Source organism: Pseudoalteromonas sp. T1lg21 (assembly GCF_002964625.1).
Lineage (GTDB): Bacteria > Pseudomonadota > Gammaproteobacteria > Enterobacterales > Alteromonadaceae > Pseudoalteromonas > Pseudoalteromonas gelatinilytica.
In genome coordinates this window covers 74,727-94,009 of record NZ_PQBX01000066.1, presented here as the reverse complement: position 1 = coordinate 94,009, position 19,283 = coordinate 74,727, and the positions used below count along the sequence as shown (strand labels likewise).

Here is a 19,283-nt window from a genome sequence, read left to right as displayed (position 1 = left end):
ACTCTTCAATTAAAAGTTTTTTGTTTGAAGTAAACTTCAAACCATGCTCAATGAATTCTGATTTTGATATCTTTCGATATCGAATTGACTGTGCTGAAACAAGTAAACTTGTTTCCGTTGGTCACTCAGTTCAATTGAGACTCTAAATTTGTGTGCGTCACTTAGTAAACTAAGTTTCGCTGTTAGAACTCAATCTGTACGAGTGCCCACACAGATGATTGCTTTATATTGTTAAAGAACGTTTGAGATACTTTTGCGTCTCAAGGGCTGTGCATTCTACGCAAGCCGTTATTTTTGTCAACACTTAATTTTGAGAAAAGTTTATTTTTTCAAAACTCAGTCTTACTTGACTCAACCAACTCGTCGTTTTGCTTTTTTGTAAGCAGTCCGCCGTGTCGGTGGATGCGCATTATAGGGAGATCCGAATTGAGATCAACTGTTTTTTGAAGTTTTTATGAAAAAAATGACTGTTCGCGCAAAATACGAACGAAACGCGTAAAAATAGCACTAAAAAAGGCCCCAAAGGGCCTTTTAACGTTATTTTACTATAAGCTTCCAACCTACTTTTGCTTGTAGCTTGGACTCTAGTTGTAGTTCACTGGCCATTAATGGGTGATATTTTAACCAATCGCCATCAAATGTCAGTGTGAGGGTATTTTCATTAACACTAAGATCTATCGCTGGCAGTACATCATCTTGGCGACGCATTGATAAGATCACGGCGATCCGCACAACTCTTGTTAAACATTCTGCGAGTACTTGATGACAACCTAAGTGAGCAAAGCTGTTTTTAACAAGATCAGCACGATGTTCATTAGCAACAGCTGTGATCAGTTTATGCTCAGATTGTGAGAATCCTGGCATATCTGTGTTTTCTATAATGTAAGCTGTGTGCTTATGATAAAGCTTATACTCTATCAGTAAGCCAATCTCGTGCAGTTTTGCAACCGTTCTTAATAATGCGATTGCGTTATCATCGATTGACTGCCATTGCCCCATGACGCTTTTTGCCAATTGCTCTGCTAGTTGCGCAACACGGCACGCTTGTTTTTGATCAACATGATAGCGATTCATTAAGCCATCAACAGTTCGTTTTCGAATGTCGTGGTTATGAAGCTCTGGCACCATGCTGTATAAAACACCTTCGCGTAATGCGCCGCGAGCAAGACCCATTTGTTTTATATCTAACGATTCAAACAATGCGATCAAAATAGCGAGGCCAGAAACAAACACTAGACGGCGCTCTTCGCTCAAGCCTGCAAGCTCAAGATCAGCAATAGTGTCAAATTGTACTGATTGTTCTTTAATGGCGAGGAGTTTATCGAGCGTTAAAAGCTCATCTTGGTTTTGTGCAACCATGATCTCTTGAATAGCTTGCACAGTACCCGATGCACCGCTCGCTATTTGCCAGCCCGTTGCTTTGTATTCATCAACAATCTCAGCAACCACATCACTTGCCGCTTTAATTGCTGCAGCAAAATTTTCGTTACTGAGTTTTTGATCTTTAAAGTAGCGTTCTAGGAAGGTAACACACCCCATATGCAGGCTTTTATAGTGCAGTGCATCAAAACCTTGGCCGATCACGACTTCGGTACTCGCGCCGCCAATATCGATCACCAGTTGTTTGCCGCTACAAGCTGAGGTGTGCGCCACACCTTTATAGATTGTCTTTGCTTCTAACTCACCGCTGATGACATTGATTTTATGACCAAGGATCTGTTCAGCTTTTTGCTTGAATACATCAGCATTAGTAGCAAGACGTAAGGTTGCGGTCGCAACAATTGTGATGTTTTTCTTTGGTATGTCTTGTAGACGTTCAGCGAACAAGGCTAGGCATTCCCAGCCTCGTTGCATAGCTTCTGTACTTAGGACGTTGTTTTCATCAAGTCCTGCAGCAAGCCTTACTTTACGTTTGACTCGACCGATCGTTTGCAGACCGCCAGCAATCGATTTAGCGATCAGCATATGAAAGCTATTTGATCCTAAGTCGATTACTGCATACACATTTTTTTGCGGTTGAAGTTGCCCCACCGTTCAAAAACCTCTAGTTACTACTAAGTCTTCAACAACGGTCGCTTATTACGACCGTGATTTCTGGTAACTATTATTTGGTCGACGTCCGTTGTTATTACGACTACGTGGGCCTGTAGAATAGTTCCGCTTTTTCTGAATAGTAGGCTTAGTTAAATCATCAAGCAATGCACTTTTATCATAATGTGATAATGGAATGCTGTGTTCTATATATTGCTCAATTTCGTGGAGATTATAGGCATACTGTTCACAGGCAAAGCTAATAGCGTGTCCTGAAGCACCAGCACGTCCTGTACGGCCAATACGGTGTACATAGTCTTCACAATCATCTGGCAAATCAAAATTAAATACATGACTTACTTCTGGAATATGCAAACCACGGGCAGCAACGTCGGTTGCTACTAAAAAGTCTAAATCGCCTTTGGTAAATTGAGCCAAAATTGATTGACGTTTTTTCTGATTTACATCACCGGTTAATAACCCAACTCGATGACCATCCGCTTTCATCCATGCATAGACATTCTCACAACTGTGTTTCGTATTTGCAAACACAATTGCTTTCTCTGGCCATTCTTCTTCAATTAAAGTTAACAGTAACTTAATTTTGTCATCTTGTGATGGATGGAACAGCTCTTCCTGAATACGCTTACCTGTTTTTACATCAGGCTCGACTTGTACATGCTCAGGGTTAGTCATATGTTCAAACGCTAATTCCTGCACGCGATAAGACAAGGTGGCAGAAAATAATAGGTTTAAACGCTCAGACGTTTCTGGCATACGTCTAAACATATAACGAATATCTTTTATGAAGCCTAGATCGAACATACGATCCGCTTCATCAAGCACCACAACTTCAATTTCATTCAGGGTGTAACAGCCCTGTTTATAAAGATCGATAAGGCGTCCGGTGGTCCCAATTAAAATATCAACGCCTTTTTCTAGTTGTGCACGTTGTTTTTCGTAATCTTCGCCACCATATACTAAACCTAAGTTAAGATTACAGTGTGGCGCTAAAATTTTTGCATCTTTGTGTATCTGAATCGCCAGCTCCCTTGTTGGGGCCATGATCAGGGCTCTTGGATGTTTACTAGGTGCTTTGCTAGATTGTAATAACCGATGGCACGTGGCAGTTAAAAACGCCAACGTTTTGCCCGTACCTGTTTGTGCTTGGCCCGCAATATCGCGGCCTTCACAAATAAAAGGTAGGCATTTCGCTTGAATGGGAGTGCAATATTCAAACCCATTTTCGGTTAAACCGGCAACCACTTCCGGTGCGATAGCAAAGTCTGAAAACTTTTTATCGGTCAAATGTGTCTTAGTCATAGCGTTTAAGCATAACGTTTAAACTTGCAATAAGAAACAAGAGTGTTTAAATACGCATTAAATATTTCGCCTAACTAATCGGAGATCGCAATGAGCGAGAAAATTATTCAATTAACTGACGATAGCTTTGAAGCTGACGTACTACAATCAGACAAACCTGTACTTGTTGATTTTTGGGCTGAATGGTGCGGACCTTGTAAAATGATCGCCCCTATTCTTGACGAAGTAGCTGGCGAGTTTGATGGCCGTGTTACAGTTGCAAAACTTAACATCGACCAAAACGCGGGCACACCACCTAAGTTTGGTATCCGTGGTATCCCTACATTACTTCTTTTCAAAGATGGCCAAGTTGCAGCAACTAAAGTTGGTGCTCTTTCTAAGACTCAATTAGTAGAGTTTTTAGAAAACAACATCTAATGAAAATATAAAAAAAGGGCTTTTTGCCCTTTTTTTAGCTTTATTTTGTTTAAAGACTGGACGCCTTGCTAGTGACCTGCTAGTTTATAAAGCCAACTAATCCTTAGTTATACCAACAAACCTCACTCATGTATCTAACGATGATTTTGAGTATGACAATTGTAATAAAGAACCCACCAATATGCATTTACGCGAATTAAAAGACAAGTCTATCAAAGAGCTTGTAAACTTAGCTGAGTCCATGGGGCTCGAAAACGTAGCCCGTTTAAGAAAACAAGACATTATTTTCGCCATTTTGAAAGCGCACGCTAAAAGCGGTGAAAACATCTATGGCGGCGGTGTTTTAGAAATCTTACAAGATGGTTTTGGTTTCTTAAGATCATCAGAAGCATCTTACTTAGCCGGTCCAGATGATATTTATGTATCACCGAGTCAAATCCGTCGATTCAGCATGCGTACTGGTGACTCTATTTCAGGTCTTATTCGTCCACCTAAAGACGGTGAACGTTACTTCGCATTATTAAAAGTAAATGAAGTAAACTTCGACAAACCTGAAAACTCTCGCACAAAAATTCTTTTTGAAAACCTTACCCCACTTCACGCAAACGAACGTTTACGTATGGAACGTGGTAACGGTAGTACTGAAGATATCACAGCACGTGTACTTGATTTAGCCTCACCAATTGGTAAAGGCCAACGTGCGCTAATCGTTGCTCCGCCAAAAGCGGGTAAAACGATGCTACTGCAAAACATTGCACAATCAATTAGCTACAACCAGCCTGATTGTGAGCTTATGGTTCTTCTTATCGACGAGCGTCCAGAAGAAGTAACAGAGATGCAGCGTCTTGTTAAAGGTGAAGTAATTGCTTCAACATTTGATGAGCCAGCGAGTCGTCACGTTCAAGTTGCTGAAATGGTAATTGAAAAAGCGAAGCGCCTTGTTGAGCACAAAAAAGATGTGGTTATCTTACTTGATTCAATCACGCGTCTTGCTCGTGCTTACAATACCGTTATCCCTTCATCAGGTAAGGTACTAACTGGTGGTGTTGATGCGAACGCTTTACACAAACCAAAACGTTTCTTTGGTGCAGCGCGTAACGTAGAAGAAGGCGGTAGCTTAACAATTATCGCAACGGCTCTTATCGATACGGGTTCGAAGATGGACGAAGTTATCTACGAAGAGTTCAAAGGTACTGGTAACATGGAATTACACTTAAATCGTAAGATTGCTGAAAAGCGTGTATTCCCAGCGATTGATTTTAACCGCTCAGGTACGCGTCGCGAAGAGTTACTCACTAAACCTGATGAACTTCAGAAGATGTGGATCTTACGTAAGATCGTTCATGAGATGTCAGAAATTGATGCCATGGAATTCTTAATTGATAAGCTTTCAATGAGCAAAACCAATGATGAATTCTTTGACTCAATGAAACGTCAGTAACTATTACTAGTTTTTAAAAAATGCCTGTTTAATACAGGCATTTTTTTTGCGTAAAACTAAGGACATAACACCTTAAAAGTTATACTTTTACAGAATAAGTTTATTGGTAATAAATAGAAATTTGTTCTATACATTATAGGATTAAAAGGTAAGGACTCCCCTCAATGACTCGCATTAAAGTAGCTGTAGCTCTATTCTTAGTAAGCTTACTTAGTTGTATTGCTAGTTTTACTGTATTTGATATTTCTACTACTGCTATGGCTGTGCTTACACTTGTTGTAATCATTCCATGGCTAGCTTTGATTGCTTTTGTTTATACAACGGATAAAAAGCAACAAGATCATTTAAGCTACTTTGTTAAGCAGATTACTTCTGAAAAGGGCATCGATTTCACTTTCCGTTTTGACGAAAATGATCGTCAATTACCACAAGCTTGTCATGCTCTCAATGCCAGTTTGACGATGGTTGAACACATGCTTGGCGAAATATATTCGTCATCTGCCCGCTTATTACCTATGGCCGATGCACTGCGTGACACGTATGCATCAATGACTCAAAAAGCCACCATACAAGATGCTCATGGTATTGATTTAGCAGATACCATTACCCGCACCATTGAAGTATCGAAAGAGCTAGATAGAAGTTTAGAACAAATTTTTAATTCAGTATCTGATGCCACCAAATCAGTACAACAAACCCGTTTAGACACAGATAAAAGCCAGGCGAGTCTTATCAAGCTTGCCGATAATATTAACCTGACGAGTGAGCAGATTATTTTACTTAAGCAAGATAGTGATGCGATTGGCTCAGTTATTGATGTTATCAATAGTATTGCTGAACAAACTAATTTACTTGCGCTAAATGCTGCTATTGAAGCTGCGCGTGCTGGCGAGCAAGGGCGTGGCTTTGCGGTAGTCGCTGATGAAGTAAGAAACCTGGCTGCCCGCACCAGTAAATCAACACAAGAAGTGCGTGAGATGGTAGCTAAAATTCAGCACAGTACAGAGCAAGCATATCAATTAATGCAAACCGCACTGAAAGAAACCGAGCGCACGGTTGAGCTATCTGAGGCATCAACTAAAGAAACCAATAAAATTGAACAAGCGATGCTAGAAATTAATGCATTTTCTGAGAGTGTTCATGAGCAGGTGGCGATGCAAAGCCAAATGTCAGATGAAGCACAAACCAGTATTGATGCAATGGTTGAGCTCAATTCCGATGCACTTTCAAGTTCACAAATACAAGCTGTATCGAGTAAAGACTTGGTTCGCCTTGCCCATACCTTAGACGATAAGCTTTCGATGTTTCATATTACACCACCAGAAACCGATCACGAACAGCGCATCGATCGCTCACGCTTCGATACCAATCAAGAAATTGAAAAAATTCAAGACGGTGATATTGAACTGTTTTGATCAACCGAAGCATTATGTAGTTGCTCAAGTAGTTGAGCAACTAAGCTTGTTAAATCAGTCAGTTTATCTTGCTTTAACGCCGACTCAAGTGCCATGGCACTCATCGCAACGTCATCTAACTCAAACATTTTAGCCGCGCCACCTATACGGTGAGCATCCTGCTGTAAATTAAACAATTCATAAGCTGCAAGGTGCTGTTGTATTAATGCGCTTTCATGCTCAAAGCTATTGATAAAGCTTGCAACTAAGTCACTCATATCATGCTGGGACTTAGTTGTGGTACTGTCTTTTTTGCAATGCTTAGCAAGTTGCGTGTAAAACACTTTTTTATCAATCGGTTTAGCAAGGTAACCTGTAAAACCAGCTTCAAGGTAACTGTCGATTTCGTGGCTAATTGCATTAGCCGTTAATGCGTAGATAGGCTGGGTAAAGCCACACTCTTGTAGTAGCTTGAGTGCATTTAAGCCATCTAACACTGGCATTTGAATATCGAGCAGCACCACATCTGGGAATTCCTTGAGGCACTGCTCAACAGCTTGCTCACCATTTTCTACCGCAATAACCTCAAGGCCCATTGACTCTAAATAACGAGAAATTAAACGGCGGTTATCGGGATGATCTTCAGCAAGTAGCACTTTTCCAGACAAGCCTTTTGTTGCTGGCTGGACATACTTTGCAAGCTCAACTGTTTCCGTGCTTGGTGTATGCTCTTTACACGGCAAGTAAAACGAAAATATGCTGCCTTTATTTAGCTCACTTTCAACACTGATATAGCCGCCCATCATCATCGCAAGCTGTTGCGATAGGCTTAAACCAAGCCCGGTGCCCCCAAAGCGACGGCTGATGCTATTGTCGCCTTGCCTAAAACATTCAAAGATTTGCTTAAGCTGCTCAGCGTTCATACCAATACCGGTGTCAGTTACACGAAACCATACGCCTTGCTCAACTTTATAGACTTTTAACTCTACTTCACCTTGATTAGTGAACTTAATTGCATTGGCACATAGGTTGATAAGAATCTGTTTAATGCGGGTAAAGTCGAGCTGACTGTAAAACTGCTCACCCAACTCATTGTGAAAAGCAAAGTTCAGCCCTTTATCTTTTGCCTGACCACTGAGCATGGAGTGGACGTCAGTAAGCAATCGAACTAAATCACCTTCTTTTAGGCTTAACTCAAGCTTGTTAGCCTCAATTTTACTTATATCGAGTACATCATTAATCAGTTCTTTTAAGTGATCACTTTGTTTTTGAATAACCGCAAGCTCATCGTTTAACTGCTCTGGTTTATAAAAACCATTCATTAAATTATCGGTTTGCCCCAAAATTGCGGTTAAAGGTGTACGGATTTCATGGCTGATATTTGCTAAAAACTGACTTTTAATTTCGTTAGCACTACGTAATTGCTCTGCGGTTTCTTCAAGCTCTTTGGTGCGTTTTGCGACCATTAACGAAAGTTGCTCTTTGGCACCTTTTTCTATACTACGGCGATAAATAGTAATCCCCGTTACCACTATCATCACAAACAAAATAAATAACATAATGCCCAACTGGCGCTGTTTTGACATTTCGAGCTCTTGCACATGTTGTAGCTGCTTTAGCTCAACAATTTCTTGATTAAGCTGACTTGCTTGAATTTGACTTTGCAGCTCACCCATCGACTTTAATAATTGTAAGCTTTGCTCGCTTTTGAATGAACGTACAAACTTGTCAAAACTAGCAACGGCCCCTGCATAATCTCCTTTGCCAGATTTAATTAAGGCCATCATTCCTGCGCCGTCTTGTACTCTCAAATCATCTTTATATTGTTTAGCCATAAAGACCGATGTAGTCAGAGTTGCTTCAGCTTCAGCGAGCTTTCCTTGTAATAACTCGATTTTTGCTTGCGATAATAAACCGGCAAGCTCTAACGTTTTATTATCAATTTGTTTTGCAAATTCAACGGCTTTCTCTGCGTGGCTTAAGGCAAGTTCTAAATCACCAGTGCGCAGATAAACATTGGCTATATTTGCGTGGCGAGACGAAAGAAAATAAGCATTATTTGTCTCTTGGTAATATCGCAAAGCTCGTTGATAGTAATGCAAAGACAGCTGATATTGACCAAGCTCAGAGTACGCAACGCCAATATTGCCATAGGATTGAGCAACGCCGTCTTCATCCCCTAATTTTTGGAAAATCTCTAGCGTTTCTCTATACATATCAAGCGCAATGTCATAGCTCGACAAACGAATATAAATACCCGCTATGTTGTGTAAGATATCTGCTTTATCTTGTTCACTGCCATGCTCTTCGTATATGTCTTTCGCTTCTTTGTAATACTTAAGCGCTTGATCCATATTGAACATATCAAAATAAGCAAGGCCAATATTACTAAGTAAGTTCGCTTCGGCAATTGGCTCTGGTAGCTTTTTCGCAACGCTTAATGCCTCACTGTAAGCAAGCACAGCTTGTTGCATCAAACCTTGATAATAGTAAGTAACCCCTTGCATTTTTAAACTACGAAAATACCGTTTTGGGGTTGCAGCAAAGCTTGTCGATTGCTCTGCCAATTGGTAGTTCTTTACAGCCGCCGAAAAATTGCCCTTATCAAGCGCAAAATCCGCAAGTTGCAGGTATATATCGAGCCTTTGTTCTTGGTTAGTTGAATCTTGCTTAAGCAGTTTTTTGGCAAGCTGTTGCTTTTCTTGCCACTGCAAGGATTCACTAAATTGTTTGAATAATGAAGAAATAGCAAAACTTGGCTGCGAAAAGAGTACACTGCAGCCGATCAGGATGGCTGTAAGCAAGCTAATACGCAGTGATGTGAACATATGACGAAATCCCTTAATATCAACTTAGCCTGAAGATGCAGTTAGTAAGCTTGGCTAAAAGTATTCCCTAGTATCTAAAAAACAATAGCGTAGTTTCAAAAAAGCAGCTGTGATAGCGTATACCACTGTAGATTACACTAAAGATAGGCTTACGAACAATGGTTAACCCACTGATTGATGAGATTTTTTACCTTCTTTTGGAACAACCAACGTGGAAGGTTCATACGCTTGCCAGCGCTCTCAGTGAATCAGGAAAAATTGAACCATTAGACGCTGACCCACAAAAAGATCTGTTTAAACGCAACTTTTTAGTTATGAATGGCCTTTATCAGCTGCAAACACAACTCGCACCAGAGCAACAACTACAAATTGCCTCATTACATATTGAGCTTGTTAATGAGCAAATAAGTAATGCATTAGAAAGTCACGATCCGCTACGGGATTACTATTTAGATTGGCAAAACTTTGATACAAGCAGCGAAGAAATTGATGCGTTATTAACTGATTTTTGGCAGCGTTTTTCGTCATTTAGCCAAAAAAAGGGCATTCACCCGTTATCTCAGCAACAGCTATTAGACTTACAGCAGGCGTGGCAACTACCGGTGGGGTTTTCTTTAAAAGAGTTACAGAAACGCTGGCGGCAGCTCGCATTAAAACATCACCCAGACCGCCAAGGCTGTGCAATTGAGTTTAAGAAAATACAACTCGAATATGAGCAACTTAAAGCAAGCTGCTCATAATTTACCAATTTATCTGCTCAAACGTCGTGCGCGAATCTTACGCTTTTTAATATTACCTTCAGTTAATTTACGTAGCGCAGGTTTTGCAGCAGCTCGCTCTACAGCAATAAAGGCAACATTATCAAGCACATTAATTTTACCTACTTGATGACCAGCAATACCTTCTTTACCCGTTAATGCGCCTAAAATATCACCAGCACGAATTTTTTGCTTCTTGCCAGCATCAATCATAATGGTTGCCATGGTTGGCTTATAAGCGGGCTTTTCTAGCAAGCTAAATGGCGGAATTGGTTCCGGGTCAAAGTCACGCTCGTAGTGGTCGCCAATTTGTGCCACTTTAAATTGCTCAGCTTCACCATAAATAGAGCATGCAATACCCTTTTTACCTGCTCGACCGGTACGACCAACACGATGTACATGGGTTTGTGGGTCATGTGCAAGGTGATAGTTCACTACCATGTCCATATCGTTGATATCTAAGCCGCGTGCGGCAACATCCGTTGCAACCAGAATACAGGCGCTTTTATTAGCAAAGCGAATTAAAGTGCGCTCACGTTCACGCTGATCTAAATCACCGTGTAAGGCAACTGCACTAAAACCCTCAGCATAAAGATCATCACAAATCTGTTGTGTTTCAACTTTGGTGTTACAAAAAACCACACAGCTTTCTGGTTGGAACTTCAGTAGCAACAGCTTCAATGTATTAAAGCGCTGTTTGTTGTTATCAAGCTTGTAAAAGTATTGTTTGATTGTGCTCTTTGTTTGTTCTTCTTCAACCTTAATCATTTCTGGATTGCTAAGCACTCGCTCTGCAATCGCTGCAATTGATTTTGGATAAGTCGCACTGAACAATAATGTTTGGCGTTGGTTAGGAATGCACTCAACAATAGCATCAAGGGTATCCTGAAAACCCATGTCTAGCATTTGATCAGCTTCGTCTAACACTAAGGTCTCGACATCATCTAAGCGCAATGTGCCTTTGCGAATATGGTCATCAACACGACCAGGCGTGCCAACAATGATATGCGCACCATGTTCTAGTGAGCCAATTTGTGGACCAATAGACACCCCTCCACATAAGGTTAAAACTTTAATATTGTGAATGCCACGGGCAAGCTTACGAACTTCTTCAGCAACTTGCTCTGCTAACTCTCGGGTTGGACATAAAATGAGAGACTGAATACGAAACCTTTTCACATTCAACTTAGCCAATACACCTAGACTAAACGCAGCCGTTTTACCCGACCCGGTTTTAGCTTGGGCAATAATATCTTTGCCTTGCAAGATCACTGGCAAGCTTTGCGCTTGCACAGGCGTCATTTGCGTATAACCTAAAGTTGATAAGTTATCGGTTAACTCTTGCGGCAAAGCCAAAGATGAAAAAGCAGTAGCAGTCACAGTAATATTCCAAACTTGATAATTGAGGGACATCCTCGAAGATGCTGTGGATCATAGCAGAGAATGTACTGTTTCTCTAAACGAAAACACTGTTCGACTCGTTTAATTCATATTTAGTTACAGTTTGACGCTTTCTAACTCTCTGCATTTGTTCTAGTTTATTGATAGCAATATTCAGGAAGAAACGATGCTTCTATTTAATACCGCACCCGCTGATGTTTTTTATAAAAAACAAAAAACGTGTCCACATTGTCATAGTGAACATTATTCTTTAAGCAATCACAGTAGAGTGTTGCGCTTTACCATTTTGCCCATCATGCCACTCTCTATTAATTATCAAAGGCAATGCGATGACTGTGGCTATGTTACTCCTGCACCTTGGTATTCCCTGCCAGCTTTAGAATTAGCCTCATTTATAAAATACTTTATTGGTCTATTCATCATCGTTTACCTATTAACAAAAACATTACTCGGTGCGAATGAACAAACTGAGAACGAGCAAACTTACCTAAGCGAGCCTAAGTTATTTGATACCTATTTTGTGTATTCAGATAAATTCACCGGCAAGCCAAAACGTATTAACAATTTGAAAGTGGCACAACTCGTTGAGTTTGACGATAAGAGCATGACATTTAGAATTGCTAACTACACATACAAATACAACAAAGACATCGAGATTGCGATGCGCACCAGTCTGTTAGTGCAAGATGATTACTTTTCTAGTAAAACTCTAACCTTCAGTAAACAACAAATTAAACAGCTGTATGATGACGGCAGCATATATAAAATCATGCGGCCTGAGCTTTATAGCTTATTCGGTGGTTTTGTGATGCACCCACCAAGACCCAAACCCTTATACGCAGGTGTGAAGCTAGATAAACACAATCAACAAGGCATTACTTACTTCAAAGATGGTTTATACAAAGAAGCACTGAATAGCTTTACGCTGTCAGCTGAAGGAGGTTATTCATGGGGACAATTAAACTTAGGTCAGATGTATCGTGACGGCCAAGGCACAGAAATCAATAACGAAAAAGCAGCTTATTGGCTTAACAAAGCCACCTTACAAGGGAATCCGAAAGCGAAGATTGAACTTGCAGAGCTATGTTTGAGTTACGATTGTAGTAAATTAGACACTCAATAACCAATTATCCATAAACATCACTCAGAAGAAACCAAGCTAATAATATGATTCTCGCTATTTACTTTAACTTTGTTATGTTATAACATTTTTACATGACGCAGTATTTATATTATTTTGTTGGTTTTATACATGCGTGTTAGCAAAAGCAGAGTCACTCTCCCTACTCTGTTTTAAATTGCAACTAGACTGCATTGCTTAATGAACGAATCATCTTTTGAGTTTGAATAACTTGAAGGAAGACCTTGCACACTAGCACGCTTACGTTCCCGTGCTAAATCCTTGCCGGCGAGGTATCTCGCCGGCATTTTTATTTTAAAGTTTTAAATGGTCTTCTAAGAAAGCCAGTACTTTTTTATAGTAAAGAGTACGGTGCTCTTCTTTATAAAAGCCGTGGCCTTCATCATCCAAGAGCTCATAAATATAAGGGTGATTCTCTTTCTTTAAAGCAGAAACTAACGACTCAGCTTGCTCTATAGGCGCCCTTCTATCTTCCCCACCATGCACTATTAATACCGGGGCTTTCAACTTTTCTATATTGTAGCTTGGTGAAAAACGCTTTAATTGCTCCTCATCCTCGCCTAATACTACTTTTAGAAAACGTTGCCCGCTATCACGTTCTGATACATCCCCTTCATCAAACATGAGTGGTAAATCATATACACCTACAACCCCTATCGCACACTGGAACATTTCAGGTTCCAAGATCGCACTTTGTAACGCGGAATATCCACCAAAGCTGGCCCCCATAATACAAATGTTACTTTTATCAGCTATACCGTTTGAAATAAGATATTTTACACCATCTATAATATCGTATTGAATTTCCTGTCCCCACTTGCGATGACCGGCACGTTCAAAATTTCGTCCAAAACCACCTGAACCACGAAAGTTAACCTTGAGTACAGCAATTCCTCTACTCGCAAGGAGCTGAGCAGTAGAGTCATATCCCCACCAATCCCTAGGACCATGAGGACCACCATGCGGCATCACTACTAATGGTAAGTTTTTTTCTTCAGCATTATTTGGAATAGTCAAGTAACCGTAGATTGCGAGTCCATCACGTGCTGTAAAATTGATAGGCTTTGTAATCGCCATTTGACTAGGTTTAATCCAACTTCTGGATGAGAAAAGAAAACCGAGATTATTAGTTTTAGCATCAAATAAATAATAACTGCCAGGGTTAGTATCGCTTGAAGCAAAAATGACGCTCTTTTCACCATTTTCAGTACTGCTAACTAATTGAACTTGCTGACCCTCAAGCACTTTTAAAAGAGACTTTAATTGCTGACTTTTCTTAGAGTTATTACCTACAAATGAATAGGTTGGGTAGCCTAATTCATGTTCGACAGCAAAAAGTTCTTTTGAAACTTCATCCACCCACACTTGCTTTGGTGAAACACTCTTTTCTTTGTGAATAAGATCAAATTGTTTAGTTTTGAGATTTAATTTATAAAGCCCTTTAGCTTCTCCATTAACAGAAGCTGTCACATAAGCAGATTCATCTGTGCTATCAAAAGCATGCAACCCAACATCACTATATGAAACGTCCTTTAAGTTGAGCTCTTCCCACTCACCACCTGATTTAGGACGGATATATATTTTTGGATTAATATAATCATCAGTCGAAGCAGATACTCTTACGTTACCTTCATGATCAGTCAGAAAACTAGCCATCCTTGAAGGTGAACGTGTAACCAATTTTCTTGACCCTCGATAGACATCTACTTCATATACAATTGTGTGAGGTTCATTGGCAGCTGTCCATGGAATGGTTAAAACTAACATTTTACGCTTATTTTCTACCAGTGGATCAAGCACATAAGATGTCCCTAATACAGGGGTTGCCTTCTTAATTCTTGTCCCGGTTTGCCTTTCACCTTGATAACCAACCAAGTACTCCCCTTGACTGCCATCTGCGTTTACACCAAACAACTCACCATGGTATTCAGGATGATCTTTCCAACCTTTGAGATACTCTTTAGCTAATACAATACGCTCTTCATTCACCCAGTAATAGTTACCGACTTGAGCATTGCCAGGAAAATGGATGGCATGCAGTACTTTAAATGTGGCTGTATCCAGTATCATTAAAGCATTCTTGCCTTCTGGTTGTGTGATTACTGCTAAATACTTACCAGTAGGAGATATTTTAACACCAGTGAATTCACTTGCTTTACTAAAGCTTTGAATATCAAGTAATTCAGATTTTGCATTAGCACAGAGACTAATTAGCAAACAGGAAAAAACTATTATTAATCTATTCATAAAATTCCTTTTACATTTAAGTTGTTAATCAGGATACTAAAAAATTAACAATGGGTATACATTAAAGCCGCAACCACTACTTTGAAATTTTTATATAAAGAGTAACAATAATAACAACGATAATCCCGGCGACAACGCCTAATAAGCCATCAAATATAATTGGCGTAGCCAGCTCACCGGTTTTACCAAGTAAACCCGTTACAAACTCGGTGCTGCCCTGCTGGGCGTGATGTAAAACAGGGATACCGTGTACCAATATGCCACCGCCAACTAAGAACATAGCAACCGTTCCTGCAAAGGCTAAAAAGCGCATTAACTTAGGTGCTGCAGCAAGTAAAAACTTTCCTACGAGCTCTTTAAACTTACCGCCACTTTGCTGCGCTTTTTGCAGTAAATACAAACCAGCATCATCAAGTTTAACAATCCCTGCAACTAACCCATACACGCCAATGGTCATAATAATTGCGATTACACTGAGCACTAAAGCTTGATTAACCAGCGTTGCGCCAGCAACCGTGCCTAGCGTTATCACGATGATTTCTGCTGAGAGGATAAAATCAGTGCGGATCGCCCCTTTCACTTTTTGCTTTTCGTATTCTTGTAAGTCTTGTTGTTCAACCACACTTTCATCTTCTTGTTGAGCGTGACCAAACAGTTTTTCGATAATTTTCTCTGCACCTTCAAAGCACAAAAACAGGCCGCCAACCATTAACAGCGGAGTGATTAACCAAGGCAACCAAACACTAATCAATAACGCTGCGGGCACTAAGATGGCTTTGTTAATAAACGAGCCTTTTGCTACAGCCCAAACCACTGGTAACTCTCTATCGGCAGTTACCCCTGTGACTTGCTGAGCATTGAGAGCGAGGTCATCACCTAATACCCCTGCTGTTTTTTTTGTTGCGACTTTACTCATCGTCGCAATGTCGTCTAAAAGTGTTGTAATATCATCAAGTAAGGTTAGTAAATTTGTGCCTGCCATGGTGGTTCCTTGCCCATTAAATACACTATCAACATAACTTATCCTGCCATTTTCACCAACGGTTAATTTTTCTTTGTTAGGCTTATAGCTCATTCAAAAATAGAGGTGTTTCTATGATTAAACCACTTCTCTCGGGACTCGCTTTAGTTACCTTGTGCGCGTGTGCTGAGCAAAGTGCACCGAGCAATTATCTGTGCGATGAGACCCTTAGCGCCAGTATCGTTGAATACAGTGATGATGAAGCAAGACTGACATTTAAGGACGCTGAATTTTCACTCAATCGCCAAGTAAGCGGCTCAGGGGTTAAATACAGTGCAGATAATGTACTGTTTTGGTCAAAAGGCGATGAGGCCATGCTGATTTTAAAAGGTAAAAAGTACCAATGTAGCTTAACTAAGTAAGAGTAAATGCTTTCGTGGCTAAATTAGCTTAATCAGTGGTTTTGAGTATAATAGCGACAGTTTATTCAGCGTTTAAGCGGCTATAATGAAATACAAAGATCTTCGCGAATTTATCGAGTTATTAGAACAAAAAGGTGAATTAAAACGGATCAAACAAGAAATTGATCCTTACCTTGAAATGACCGAAATTGCCGACCGCACGTTACGTGCCGAAGGCCCTGCTCTGTTATTCGAAAACCCTAAAGGTCATACCATTCCCGTTCTTGCTAACCTTTTTGGTACGCCCAAACGTGTAGCTATGGGTATGGGCCAAGATGATGTCAGTGAACTGCGCGAAGTTGGTAAGTTATTAGCTTTTCTAAAAGAGCCTGAGCCACCAAAAGGTATTAAAGAGGCACTAGGGCAAATCCCAGTATTCAAGCAAGTATTGAATATGCCTGCAAAAGAAGTAAAAAAAGCACCTTGTCAGCAAGTGATACTTGAAGGCGATGATGTTGACTTAACGAAGTTACCTATCCAACATTGCTGGCCGGGTGATGCAGCTCCTTTGATTACATGGGGCCTAACGGTTACTAAAGGGCCTTATAAAAAGCGCCAAAACTTAGGTATTTACCGTCAGCAGCTACTGGGTAAAAACAAAATTATTATGCGTTGGTTATCGCATCGCGGTGGCGCATTAGATTTTCGTGAATGGTGTAAAGAGCACCCAGGTGAACCCTACCCTGTATCTGTGGCATTAGGTGCCGATCCTGCGACAATCTTAGGCGCTGTAACACCAGTCCCTGATACCCTAAGCGAATATGCGTTTGCTGGTTTACTACGCGGTAGTAAAACTGAAGTCGTAAAATCGATTTCAAATGACCTACAAGTGCCTGCTACTGCTGAGTTCGTGCTTGAAGGTTATATTATGCCGGATGAAACAGCACCAGAAGGTCCTTATGGCGATCACACCGGTTACTACAACGAAGTAGACGAGTTTCCAGTGATGACGGTGACTCATATTACACATCGTGAAAACCCAATTTATCACAGCACTTACACTGGCCGTCCACCAGATGAGCCAGCAGTACTCGGGGTTGCTTTAAACGAAGTGTTCGTGCCAATTCTGCAAAAGCAATTCCCTGAAATTGTAGATTTTTATCTGCCACCTGAAGGCTGTTCTTATCGTATGGCTGTGGTCACCATGAAAAAACAATACCCGGGTCATGCTAAGCGCGTAATGATGGGGGTGTGGTCTTTTTTACGTCAATTTATGTATACCAAGTTCGTGATTGTTTGCGATGATGATGTAAACGCACGCGACTGGAACGACGTAATCTGGGCCATTACCACACGTATGGACCCTGCTCGCGATACAACGATGATCGAAAACACGCCAATTGATTATTTAGATTTTGCATCGCCAGTTTCTGGCCTTGGCTCAAAAATGGGCATGGATGCGACTAATAAATGGCCTGGCGAAACAGATCGTGAATGGGGTGAGCCCATTGTTATGGATCCAAAAATCAAAGAACGTGTTGATGAATTATGGGACAGCTTAGATATTCTCTAGGCTGTGACTATGTTAAACTGCTCAAAATTTAACGGTTATGAGTGCGATTCATAACCGAATTTGCTTCTGTGCTTATAAAGGTAAACTATGCAAACATTACTCGCTGACGTTGTTGCGATCAGCCCGCTTACAGACCACGTACATAAGGTCATTTTGAAACCACAGCAACCTGTGTCATTCGAGGCAGGCCAATATATGCAACTTGTATTAGGCGAAAAAGATAAGCGCGCCTTTTCTATTGCAAGCCGCCCATCACAAACTGAGCAAATTGAACTACACATTGGTGCCGCGGGTGCTGATTCGTATGCAATGCAAGCGCTTGATCATTTACGTCAAGCACATACAGAGCAACAGCAAGTTAATGTTGAAGTAGGTTTAGGCGTATCACAGCTGCGAGTTGAGGGTGAGCGCCCAATTATTCTACTCGCTGGCGGTACTGGCTTCTCTTACGCTAAATCAATGGCTGATCACCTTGCTGAAATTGGCTGTGAGCGTCCTGTATTATTTTATTGGGGTGTGCGTGAGCAAGCTGCACTTTATGCTCATGATGAAATGCAAGCATGGGCAAACAGCAACCCACATTTCCAATATATTCCTGTGGTTGAAAATGCACCGCAAAGCTGGACTGGCAAAACCGGTTACGTCCACAAAGCCGTTATGGAAGATATCGTGTCTTTAGAACCATACGATATTTACATGGCAGGCCGATTCGACATGATTGGCGTGGTTCGCGATGATTTTATTAATCATGGTGCAGTACGTGAGAACATGTACGCCGATGCATTTGCATTCATTAAATAACTAACTCACACAGGTTATTTTTAAGGCATCCAATTGGATGCCTTTTTTATTTGTTTTACCTATCGCCTTAATCCATCTAAACGATTTCACAAACTGCATTTCCTTGACCATACTCTGATTAGAATAACGATGGGGAGAGACCCAAATGCTAAATACAAAAGTACAAGATTTTATGCAACGTAAGTTGCCACACATTACGCCTGAAACTGAAATGACCACCGCAATTAGCGAGCTACAAAAGTTTAAATTATTGGGCGCACCGGTATTTGATGATAACAAAAGCCTAGTCGGCTTTATTTCTGAACAAGAGCTGCTGCAGCCGCTTATGCAAAACAGTTATTTCTGCGATGGCGTGGTAAAGGTAAAACAACTCATGCGCACCGATGTTGTTACCGTGAGTAGCGATCAAAATATCATTGAATTGGCCGATGCCATGAAAACGGGTAAGCCAAAGAATTACCCAGTTATTGAGGGTGGTAAGGTTGTTGGCATGATCAGCCGAGGTGACGTGCTCAAGGCATTATATGAAAACTACGTTTCATGCCAAGAGCACCAAGTGTAAGTTA

Annotated in this window: 15 protein-coding genes; 9 read left to right on the top strand and 6 right to left on the bottom strand. The window is 40.7% G+C overall.

Translation table 11 applies throughout. The annotated features are described in order from the left end of the window. Positions 1-537: 537 nt before the first annotated feature. Together gppA and rhlB are read right to left on the bottom strand one after the other, a co-directional pair. A complete protein-coding gene (gene gppA / locus C2M25_RS20550; protein ID WP_063700705.1) occupies positions 538-2,031 on the bottom strand; it encodes a guanosine-5'-triphosphate,3'-diphosphate diphosphatase in 1,494 nt (497 codons plus the stop codon). A 48-nt stretch (positions 2,032-2,079) separates the two neighbouring features. Further along, the gene (gene rhlB / locus C2M25_RS20545) at positions 2,080-3,354 is read right to left on the bottom strand and encodes an ATP-dependent RNA helicase RhlB (RefSeq protein WP_063700702.1); all 1,275 of its coding nucleotides are present in this window, start codon (positions 3,352-3,354) and stop codon (positions 2,080-2,082) included. Positions 3,355-3,444: 90 nt separating this feature from the next. On the opposite strand from rhlB, the gene trxA reads away from it, so the two are divergent. The 3 genes from trxA (at position 3,445) to C2M25_RS20530 (ending at position 6,627) form a co-directional block, all read left to right on the top strand. Next, complete coding sequence (gene trxA, locus C2M25_RS20540; protein WP_063700701.1) at positions 3,445-3,771, top strand: thioredoxin TrxA; 327 nt, start codon at positions 3,445-3,447, stop codon at positions 3,769-3,771. A gap of 181 nt (positions 3,772-3,952) precedes the next feature. Then, positions 3,953-5,212, top strand: coding sequence for a transcription termination factor Rho (gene rho / locus C2M25_RS20535; RefSeq protein WP_062566226.1), 1,260 nt, complete (start codon positions 3,953-3,955; stop codon positions 5,210-5,212). A gap of 164 nt (positions 5,213-5,376) precedes the next feature. Next, positions 5,377-6,627, top strand: coding sequence for a methyl-accepting chemotaxis protein (locus C2M25_RS20530; RefSeq protein ID WP_062566227.1), 1,251 nt, complete (start codon positions 5,377-5,379; stop codon positions 6,625-6,627). On the opposite strand, the gene C2M25_RS20525 is transcribed toward C2M25_RS20530, so the two are convergent. After that, entirely contained in the window at positions 6,600-9,434 is a 2,835-nt protein-coding gene (locus C2M25_RS20525) for a tetratricopeptide repeat protein (RefSeq protein WP_105182006.1), read from the bottom strand. The genes C2M25_RS20530 and C2M25_RS20525 overlap by 28 nt on opposite strands. A gap of 158 nt (positions 9,435-9,592) precedes the next feature. Between C2M25_RS20525 and C2M25_RS20520 the strand changes: the two genes are divergently transcribed. Then, a complete protein-coding gene (locus C2M25_RS20520; protein WP_063700695.1) occupies positions 9,593-10,174 on the top strand; it encodes a DNA-J related domain-containing protein in 582 nt (193 codons plus the stop codon). Between the two features lie 9 nt (positions 10,175-10,183). On the opposite strand, the gene dbpA is transcribed toward C2M25_RS20520, so the two are convergent. Beyond that, positions 10,184-11,572, bottom strand: coding sequence for an ATP-dependent RNA helicase DbpA (gene dbpA / locus C2M25_RS20515; RefSeq protein ID WP_063700692.1), 1,389 nt, complete (start codon positions 11,570-11,572; stop codon positions 10,184-10,186). A gap of 187 nt (positions 11,573-11,759) precedes the next feature. On the opposite strand from dbpA, the gene C2M25_RS20510 reads away from it, so the two are divergent. Beyond that, positions 11,760-12,716, top strand: coding sequence for a tetratricopeptide repeat protein (locus C2M25_RS20510; RefSeq protein WP_105182005.1), 957 nt, complete (start codon positions 11,760-11,762; stop codon positions 12,714-12,716). Positions 12,717-13,028: 312 nt separating this feature from the next. Here the strand turns inward: C2M25_RS20510 and C2M25_RS20505 are convergent, their stop codons facing one another. Continuing rightward, on the bottom strand, positions 13,029-14,981 hold the full coding sequence (locus C2M25_RS20505) for an alpha/beta hydrolase family protein (RefSeq protein ID WP_105182004.1): 1,953 nt from the start codon (positions 14,979-14,981) through the stop codon (positions 13,029-13,031). 76 nt (positions 14,982-15,057) lie between these two features. Beyond that, positions 15,058-15,963 (bottom strand): DUF808 domain-containing protein, encoded by a 906-nt coding sequence (locus C2M25_RS20500; protein WP_105182009.1) that lies wholly within the window; start codon positions 15,961-15,963, stop codon positions 15,058-15,060. A gap of 113 nt (positions 15,964-16,076) precedes the next feature. Here C2M25_RS20500 and C2M25_RS20495 point away from each other — a divergent pair, with 113 nt between their 5' ends. The 4 genes from C2M25_RS20495 (at position 16,077) to C2M25_RS20480 (ending at position 19,279) form a co-directional block, all read left to right on the top strand. Continuing rightward, on the top strand, positions 16,077-16,364 hold the full coding sequence (locus tag C2M25_RS20495; protein ID WP_063700686.1) for an MliC family protein: 288 nt from the start codon (positions 16,077-16,079) through the stop codon (positions 16,362-16,364). A gap of 85 nt (positions 16,365-16,449) precedes the next feature. Continuing rightward, positions 16,450-17,916 carry a 4-hydroxy-3-polyprenylbenzoate decarboxylase gene (gene ubiD / locus C2M25_RS20490; protein WP_105174418.1) on the top strand — a complete coding sequence of 489 codons (1,467 nt, stop codon included), beginning with the start codon at positions 16,450-16,452 and terminating at the stop codon, positions 17,914-17,916. A gap of 87 nt (positions 17,917-18,003) precedes the next feature. After that, positions 18,004-18,717 (top strand): NAD(P)H-flavin reductase, encoded by a 714-nt coding sequence (gene fre / locus C2M25_RS20485; RefSeq protein ID WP_058585406.1) that lies wholly within the window; start codon positions 18,004-18,006, stop codon positions 18,715-18,717. 145 nt (positions 18,718-18,862) lie between these two features. Next, positions 18,863-19,279 carry a CBS domain-containing protein gene (locus C2M25_RS20480; RefSeq protein WP_054554669.1) on the top strand — a complete coding sequence of 139 codons (417 nt, stop codon included), beginning with the start codon at positions 18,863-18,865 and terminating at the stop codon, positions 19,277-19,279. Positions 19,280-19,283 lie beyond the last annotated feature (4 nt).